Raw genomic sequence first — 7,883 nt, forward strand, 5'->3', positions numbered from 1 at the left:
GCGTCGAGATCATCGTCAATGGACGCACCGAGCGGCTCGGCGCCGAGCGCGAGGTGATCGTCACCGCCGGCGCCATTGGCTCGCCTAAACTTTTGATGCTGTCCGGCATCGGCCCGGCCGCGCATCTCGGGGAGCATGGCATCAAGGTGATCCATGACCTCGCCGGCGTCGGCCAGAACCTGCACGATCACATGGATGTCGACGTGGTCGCCGAACTCAATGGCCCGCACGGCATCGATCGCTACAAGAAAAAGCGCTGGCAAGCGGTCGCAGGCCTCGAATACGCGTTGTTCGGCAAGGGACCGGTGGCCTCCAACATCGTCGAAGCCGGCGGCTTCTGGTGGGGCGACCGGGCGGAGAAGACGCCCGACATCCAGTTCCACTTCCTGCCTGGTGCCGGCGTTGAGGAAGGCATCGGCTCGGTGCCCGGCGGCAATGGCTGCACGCTGAATAGCTACCATGTCCGCCCCCGCTCGCGCGGCAGCGTCACGCTGCGATCGGGTGATCTGCGCGATCCGCCGATCATCGACCCCAATCCCTTCGCCGAGCGCTACGATCTCGAGCGCGCCATCGACGGCATCGAGATCAGCCGCGAGATCCTGTCGCAGCCGGCTTTTTCAAAATACATCAGCCGCGAGCATCTTCCCGGCGCAGCAATGCAGGGGCGCGCAGCGCTCGAAGCCTTCGCCCGTGAACATGGCCGCAGCGCCTACCATCCGGTCGGCTCATGCCGCATGGGCGGTGATACCGGGAGCGTCGTCGATCCAGAACTTCGTCTGCGCGGACTGCAGGGCCTGCGCGTCTGCGACAGTTCGGTCATGCCAAGCATCGTGTCTTCGAACACCAATGCAGCGGTGATCATGATCGCCGAGAAGGCGGCGGATTTGATCGCCGGGCGAGGCCCGCTGCCGGCGGTGACGGCCTAGTCGTCCGGGAACATCGAACGCGGCGGAAAGTCTGCACGGCTGTAGTCCACCACAATGAACTTGCCGCCCTGGTAGCGCTCGACCACCGGATTGTCCGTCACCTTGCCGCGCACCCGCTCGGCCTGGCTGTCGGAACTGTCGAGCGGCGTCCAGCCGAGCTTCAGCCTGGCATCGTGCCGCCAGAAACCGCGGCTGTTGTTGGACTGGCCCCAGATGACTGAGCAATCGACACGATCCGCTTCGGCGCAACGCTCGATCAGGCGCACAAAATCGTCATGCGATATCCAGGTCGACAGGATCCTCTCGTCCGGAACCTCCGGCAGCACCGAGCCGATGCGGATCAACACGCTTTCCACCGCATGCTTGTCGAAGTAGAGCCGCGCCAGCATCTCGCCATAGGCTTTCGACAGGCCGTAATAGCCGTCCGGCCTGAGCAGGCAGTCCTGGTCAAGAATCTCGGTGCGCTCGTAAAGGCCGACCGCATGCACCGAAGATGGAAACACCACCCGCGCCTCCTCTCTGCGCGCCGCCTCATAGATGTGAAAACCGCCGCGAAGATTGGGGCCGAGCACGGTCTCGAAGGATTGCTCGGTGGAGATGCCGCCGAAATGCAGGATCAGGCCGCAGCCCTCTGCCAGATCGTTCACCGCCTGCTGGTCTTCGAGATCGGCGATGGCGAAGCTTGCGTTTGGCGGCAACGGGATCGGCAAGGGCACGACATCGGTCAGCCGCAAGGTCCAGCCGAGCGCCGCCAGCCTGGCCGAGAGCAGCCGTCCGATCGTGCCGGAGGCTCCGGTCAACAGCACCGGTTTTTGGGGGATCATCACGCCCTGTCCTTTCACTGAGACCGCGGACATGTTCGCGCGGCGCTGATAAGGCGAATGAAGATTGGTCGTGTCCAACGCGTCGCAAATGTCATCATATCACCGTATAAATAATGGGTTGCCAAGGACAGAGGTTCGTTTATTGCTTGATGGCGATGAAACGTTCCTTTGGCCTTCCCCCGCAGATCAGCCGCACGGCGCAGGTTGCCGACTGGTTTGCGCGCGAAATACGCGCCGGCCATATGACCAGCGGCGAGAAACTGCCGACCGAACAGGAACTGATCGCGCAATTCGGGGTCAGCCGCACGGTGATCCGGGAAGCCATGGCTTCCCTTCGATCGGAGGGCCTTGTCGTCAGCCGCCAGGGCTCCGGCGTGTTCGTCGCCGACCATGAGGCCAACACCACATTCCGCATCGTTTCCGACGAGCTGCACTCGCTGACGGAAGTCCAGAACGTGCTGCAGCTTCGGCTCGCGGTGGAACAAGAAGCCGCCGGCATCGCCGCCGAGAAGCGCGGCGACGACGACCTTGCCCGCATGCGCGACTGCCTCGACGCCATCGACGCCTCGATCGCGGCGGGCGAGAGCGCGATCGAGCCCGACTTTGCCTTCCACCGAGCGATCGCCTCGGCCACCGGCAATCCCTATTTCGAACGCTTTATGCACTTTCTCGGACCTGTCCTCATTCCACGCCAGCTGATGCGCCCGCGCGACGAAACGCCGGAGCAGCGGCGGCACTATCTGGAGCAGGTCCAGATGGAGCACCGCCGCATCTATCAGGCCATCGAGCGGCAGAATGTCGAAGCCGCCCGCTTCACCTTGCGCGAGCATCTGGAGGCGGGGCGCGAGCGTTACCGCCGCATGGTCGATGGTCACGCCAGATCGTAGCAAGCCGTCAGTTCCGGTCTTCGATCCGCTCCCGCAAATCATCCCGTGCTACGCCAGCTCCGCGACCGGCATTTTGCAGGAGTGCATGAGAGCCGCGAGCTGCCGCTCTTCGTCCGCTGTCAGGTCGAGCAGCGGCGATCTCACCGGGCCGCAGTCGATCCCGGCAATACGCGCACCGGCCTTGACGATCGACACGGCATAGCCGGCGCGCCGGTTGCGGATGGCGAGGTAGGGCAGGAAGAACGAGCGGATGAGATCACCGACTTCCGTTGTGCGGCCGGCGCGCAGAGCATTGAAGAAACGCAGCGCGATCTCGGGCGCGAAATTGTAGATCGCCGAGGAGTAGGTCGTCATGCCGATCGCAGCCGCGGCACTGGCATGGACTTCGGCCGTTGGCATGCCGCCGATGAAGACCAGCCGGTCGCCCATGCGGTAGCGTGTTGCGGTGAGGAGTTCGATATCGCCGACGCCGTCCTTGAAGCCGATCAGGTTCGGGCAATCCTGCGCTACACGCTCAAGCGTGTCGGGCGTCAGCACCGCATTGTCCCTGTTATAGGCGATCACGCCGATGCCGACCGAGCGGCAGATGGCCGTCAGGTGGCGACGCAGGCCTTCCTGCTCCGACTTGACCAGATAGGGCGGCAGCACCAGCAGCCCGTCGGCGCCATTGGCCTCGGCGGCCTGGGCGAACTCGACCGCCATATGCGTGCCGTAGCCGACGCCGGCCAGCAGCGGCATCGTATCGGGCACTTCGTCCGACGCCGCCCGCACGACGCGCTTGTATTCCTCAAGCGTCAGCGAAAAGAACTCGCCGGTACCGCCTGCGGCGAACAGCCCGCTCGCCCCGGCTGTGCCTTGGGCCGCGACATGGGCGCGGTAACCGTCCTCGTTGAAGGCACCGTCATCGTCGAAGAAGGTCAGCGGAAAGGACAGCAGCCCGCGCCCAAGGGATCTGGTCAGTTCGGTGGGTGAGAACGTCAAAACGAATACTCCGTGCGAGGGGCCGGCCGATGGGAGGTCGGGCCGGCAAGGATTGTTCTAGCCGTGACTTGCCGGCAGGTTCATATGAGGCCCGGCCGGACTTCGGCCGCGGCAGCTTCGATCGCCCTGGTGCCCAGGCCCGACTTGACGATGCGGATCAGTTCCTCCTCGCTGGTGTCGGCCGTGGAGGCATCGAGCGCGACCTCGCCCGAATGCAGGAAGTTGATGCGATCGCAGACTTCGAAAATCTGGTTGTAGTTGTGGACGATCAGGATCACCGAAACCTGGCGCTGCTGGCGCAGATTCTGGATCAGGCCCAGCACATGCGCGCTCTCGCGCACGCCCAGTGCCGCCAGCGGTTCGTCGAGCACCAGGATCTTCGGCGACGAATAGATCGAGCGGGCAACCGCAATGCACTGGCGCTGCCCGCCCGACAGGAGGTCGACCGTGCTGTTGACGCTGGGGATCGTGATGCCGAGCGTATCGAGATAGAGCTGCGCCTGTTCGCGCATCTTCCTATTGTCCAGCAGGTTCAGGCCAAGGAAGCGCTTGTGGTACTCGCGGCCCAGAAACATATTGTGAAAGACGCTGAGGTCGCCGATCAGAGCCAGGTCCTGATAGACGGTTTCGATGCCTTGGGCGCGCGCATCGCGCGGCGAGGCGAAACGCACCTCCTTACTTTGCGAGACGATCGTGCCGGTATCGGGCTGGTGGAAGCCGGACAGGATCTTGATCAGCGTCGATTTACCGGCGCCATTGTCGCCGACCAGCGCCAGGACTTCGCCCTGGCGCAATTTGATCGAGACGTCGACGAGGGCGGTGACGGCGCCAAAACTCTTGGAGATGTTGGACATCTCCAGCACGACAGGCGCATCGGGTGCCAGCGGCGGAATGGTTGGCGAATTCATACGCGCCTCCGTGTGCGCAGGCGGTCGACCTGGATTGAGAGGATCATCGCGGCGATGATGGCCGCGCCGAGATAGATGTCGGACACAGTGGCCTGGGCGCCGATCATCACCAGGCCGTTGTTGAGCGAGGCGACGACGAAGGCGCCGATCAGCGCGCCGATGACGGTGCCGGAGCCGCCCAGCAGGGAAGTGCCGCCGATGACCGCCGCCGCGATCGCCTGCAAGGTAAGGAACGGGCTGCCGGCCTGCGGATCAGCCGAGGTGAACTGGGCGGTGTTGATGATGCCGGCGAAGGCGGCGCAGCCGCCGGCGATCATGAAATTGTAGATCTTCATGCGGTCGGTGCGCACGCCGATCTCGCGGGCGCCGATGATGTTGGAGCCGGTGGCGATGGTGTGCAGGCCGAAGGTGGTGCGGTTCAGCACCAGCGCCAGCACCAGCACCACCAGCACCGCCCACAGGAAGGGCGTGAACGCGGTGATGCCATGCCAGGACAAGAGCGCATCCGACGGCTGGTACAGGCTCTGCCCGAAGATGGCGTTGAAGGGCTGCTCGACCGGCGCCACGATCGGTTGGCTGTTGTAGATCGAGACGACGATGCCTTGCAGGAAGAACAGCATGCCGACGGTGGTGATCAGCGACGGCACCTTGAAGCGCACGGTGATGATGCCGTTGATGGCGCCGACCAATATGCCGATCAGCACGCCGATCAGCGCACCGACGGCCAGCGGCACGCCATAGGTGACCGACAGCAGCGCCATGACGTAGGGTGCGATCGAGAAGATGGCGCTGAGCGACAGATCGATTTCGCCGGTGATCATCAGCATGACTTCCGCCGCGGCGATCAGGCCGAGCCGGCCGGTGTCGCGCAGCACGACGCTCATGAATTGCGGCGACAGGAAGCCGCCATCGCTGCCGAACTGGAAATAGATCACGAGCACGATGGCGACCACGGCGATGCTGGCCTCGCGATAGCGCGACAGCAGGATCAGCAGCCTCTCGGTCATTGTGTGCGGAACCTTGACGCCGGTCTTCTTCGCAGGCTTGGTTTCTGTGGGCGGCACTCTTGTCTTCCTGATTTCGAACTTTGGGCGAAGAAGAGGATCGGCGACGGGCAGCCGTCGCCACCCCCGCCACATCACGCAAAATGACGCGGCGAGGGCAGGTGTGTCGCGGTTCGGCCGCGTCAGGTCGGCTCGACCTCGCTGCGACCCTCGAAGCGCGACTTGCCGACATAGGCGTCGACATTGTCCTTGGTCACATAGGCCTGGCTGGTGTCGCTGTTGGCCGGGCCGACAAGGCCGCCCGAGAGCTTGTAGAGATACATCTGCTGCACCGGCAGGAAGCCCTGCAGATAGGCCTGCTGGTCGGTGGTGAAGTTGACGTCGCCGGCCTTGATGAAGTCCAGCGTCTGCGGGAACAGGTCGAAGCCGGCCACCGCGCCGCCGGCTTTCACCAGGCCGTATTTGTTGGACACGAAACCGCAGGCATAGGTGTCGGAACCGCCGGTGCCGAACAGGCCGTTGACGGTCTTGTGGCTGAGATAATAGCTCTCGACGCGCGAGATTTCGGTTGCCGGATCCGGACCGGTGTTGACGACATCGTAGGTGACGCCGCTGCCACTGTCCTTGATCGCCTGGATGTAGCCGTCGAGGCGCGGCTGCGTGTTGAGTGAGCCCGGCACGCCGATCGACAGCATGACGTGGCCGCCCTTGGGGATCAGCTTCAGCCACTTCAGCGCCGAGTTGTAGCCGGACTGATAGAGCGGCTGGCCGACATAGGAGAGCCGCTTGTTGGGGCTGCCGACCGGCACGTCGGCGTTGAAGGCGACAACCGGAATGCCGGCTTGCGCGGCCATGTCGGTGGCGGCGTCGAAAGCCGTCGGGTCGACCAGGCACACGGCGATGCCGTCCGACTTCTGCGCGATCGCCGTCTGCATGGCGCTGACCATTTCGGAGACGACGTTCTTCTGCGAACCTGTCCACTGATAGCTGCAGCCGAAAGCCGCGCAGGCATCCTGGATGCCGTAGACCGTTGGCGTGAAGAACTGGTCGAGCGTCACGTGGCAGACGAAGTGGAATTTGTAGGGCTTCTTCGGCAGGCCGGGCGATGAATCCGCTGCTCGTGCCGCGCTGATGCCGCCGACAAGACCAGCACCCAGTCCGCTGGCGAGGCCGGCTGCGCCAAGGCCGAGTTTTCCGGCCAGCGCGAAAGCGCTGCGCCGGCTGATGCCGGCATTCACCATCTCCATCAGATTTTTCGTCTCGTCGTCCATGCGTTCCTACGTTGTCGCTTTGTAGGCATCGCTACAATTGTCATCCGGTTACATTGTTATATGACAACTTTTGTGTCAATGCTTTTTCGCCGCCGAGTTCAGGACGGCCCTCTGCGGCCTAATGGCGCGAAGGCGGCCTTCTGGGCGGCACAAATGGACGATCAGGGATTACAGGAAGAGAAAATGGCTGAAATCGAATTCAGGGCTGTTAGCAAGGGCGGCCTGAAGGTGACGACGATCGGGCTCGGTGGCACGGGGCTCGGCAACATGTACCGCGCCGTCGACACCGATGCGGCGGTGAAGACTGTGCAGGCGGCCTATGAAAATGGCATCCGCTATTTCGACACCGCACCTGTCTATGGCTTTGGCGTCAGCGAGACGCGTCTGGGCCTTGCCATCAAGTCGCTGCCCCGCGCGGACATCGTCATCTCGTCGAAGATCGGCTACGACCTCGTGCCGATCCCGCCCGAAGAATTGAAGCCGGCGCTGTGGGACCAGCCCGGCTCCTTCCGCGCCGAGTTCGACTATTCGCGCGATGCGGTGATGCGTTCGCTCGAGGGCACGCTGAAGCGGCTGGACACCGACTATGTCGACATGGTTTCGATCCACGATCCCGACGAGGCCATTCATTTCGGCCCCGGCGAGGATCCCTATGCCCGGAGCCGCTTCCGGGAAGCCATGGACGGCGCCTATCCAGCGCTCGACGAACTGCGCTCGCAAGGCGTCATCAAGGCGGTCGGCGTCGGCATCAACCAATGGCAGATGCTGTCCGATTTCGTCGTTGCCGGCGCCTTCGATTATTTCCTGCTCGCCGGCCGCTACACGTTGCTCGAACAGGAGCCACTGGCGACCCTGCTGCCGCTCTGTGAACAGCGCGGCACGAGGATCATTATCGGCGGCCCCTACAATTCCGGCATCCTGGCGACGGGCGCGGTCAAGGGCGCGACCTTCAACACCAGGCCGGCTCCCGAGCCGGTGCTCGAACGCGTCCGCCGCATCGAGGCGGTGTGCGCCAGCCACAAGGTTTCGCTGCCGGCGGCGGCGCTGCATTTCCCGCTCGGCCATCCCCTGGCGTCGAGTGT

The 7,883-nt window shown here is 63.8% G+C and carries 8 protein-coding genes; 3 read left to right on the forward strand and 5 right to left on the reverse strand.

Going from position 1 to position 7,883, the window contains the following annotated elements:
- A partial coding sequence (locus tag EOC83_RS32420; protein ID WP_206516570.1) for a GMC oxidoreductase occupies window positions 1-926 on the forward strand: 926 nt, incomplete at its 5' end.
- Here the strand turns inward: EOC83_RS32420 and EOC83_RS32425 are convergent.
- Complete coding sequence (locus EOC83_RS32425) at window positions 923-1,750, reverse strand: NAD(P)-dependent oxidoreductase (RefSeq protein ID WP_244506992.1); 828 nt, start codon at window positions 1,748-1,750, stop codon at window positions 923-925. The genes EOC83_RS32420 and EOC83_RS32425 overlap by 4 nt on opposite strands.
- A 155-nt stretch (window positions 1,751-1,905) precedes the next feature.
- Between EOC83_RS32425 and EOC83_RS32430 the strand changes: the two genes are divergently transcribed.
- A complete protein-coding gene (locus EOC83_RS32430) occupies window positions 1,906-2,637 on the forward strand; it encodes a FadR/GntR family transcriptional regulator (RefSeq protein ID WP_127224710.1) in 732 nt (243 codons plus the stop codon).
- 48 nt (window positions 2,638-2,685) lie between these two features.
- On the opposite strand, the gene kdgD is transcribed toward EOC83_RS32430, so the two are convergent.
- From kdgD to EOC83_RS32450, 4 genes are all read right to left on the reverse strand, one after another.
- Window positions 2,686-3,618, reverse strand: a complete 933-nt coding sequence (gene kdgD, locus EOC83_RS32435) for a 5-dehydro-4-deoxyglucarate dehydratase (RefSeq protein WP_063170660.1) — start codon at window positions 3,616-3,618, stop codon at window positions 2,686-2,688.
- Window positions 3,619-3,698: 80 nt separating this feature from the next.
- Complete coding sequence (locus tag EOC83_RS32440) at window positions 3,699-4,526, reverse strand: ATP-binding cassette domain-containing protein (protein ID WP_063170659.1); 828 nt, start codon at window positions 4,524-4,526, stop codon at window positions 3,699-3,701.
- The gene (locus EOC83_RS32445; RefSeq protein WP_063170658.1) at window positions 4,523-5,590 is read right to left on the reverse strand and encodes an ABC transporter permease; all 1,068 of its coding nucleotides are present in this window, start codon (window positions 5,588-5,590) and stop codon (window positions 4,523-4,525) included. Before EOC83_RS32445 ends, EOC83_RS32440 begins: the two co-directional genes overlap by 4 nt.
- Before the next feature lie 122 nt (window positions 5,591-5,712).
- A complete protein-coding gene (locus tag EOC83_RS32450) occupies window positions 5,713-6,801 on the reverse strand; it encodes a sugar ABC transporter substrate-binding protein (protein ID WP_063170657.1) in 1,089 nt (362 codons plus the stop codon).
- Between the two features lie 183 nt (window positions 6,802-6,984).
- Here EOC83_RS32450 and EOC83_RS32455 point away from each other — a divergent pair.
- The coding region (locus tag EOC83_RS32455) for an aldo/keto reductase (RefSeq protein ID WP_164762435.1) at window positions 6,985-7,883 on the forward strand (899 nt) is incomplete at its 3' end.

This window comes from Mesorhizobium sp. Primo-A, assembly GCF_003997175.1.
GTDB classification, from domain to species: Bacteria; Pseudomonadota; Alphaproteobacteria; order Rhizobiales; family Rhizobiaceae; genus Mesorhizobium; species Mesorhizobium ciceri.

Bases quoted from the DNA above. Each gene is read 5' to 3' on its own strand.
- EOC83_RS32440 (WP_063170659.1), bottom strand. From the start codon at position 4,526: ATGAATTCGCCAACCATTCCGCCGCTGGCACCCGATGCGCCTGTCGTG.
- EOC83_RS32450 (WP_063170657.1), bottom strand. From the start codon at position 6,801: ATGGACGACGAGACGAAAAATCTGATGGAGATGGTGAATGCCGGCATC.
- EOC83_RS32425 (WP_244506992.1), bottom strand. From the start codon at position 1,750: ATGATCCCCCAAAAACCGGTGCTGTTGACCGGAGCCTCCGGCACGATC.
- EOC83_RS32430 (WP_127224710.1), top strand. From the start codon at position 1,906: ATGAAACGTTCCTTTGGCCTTCCCCCGCAGATCAGCCGCACGGCGCAG.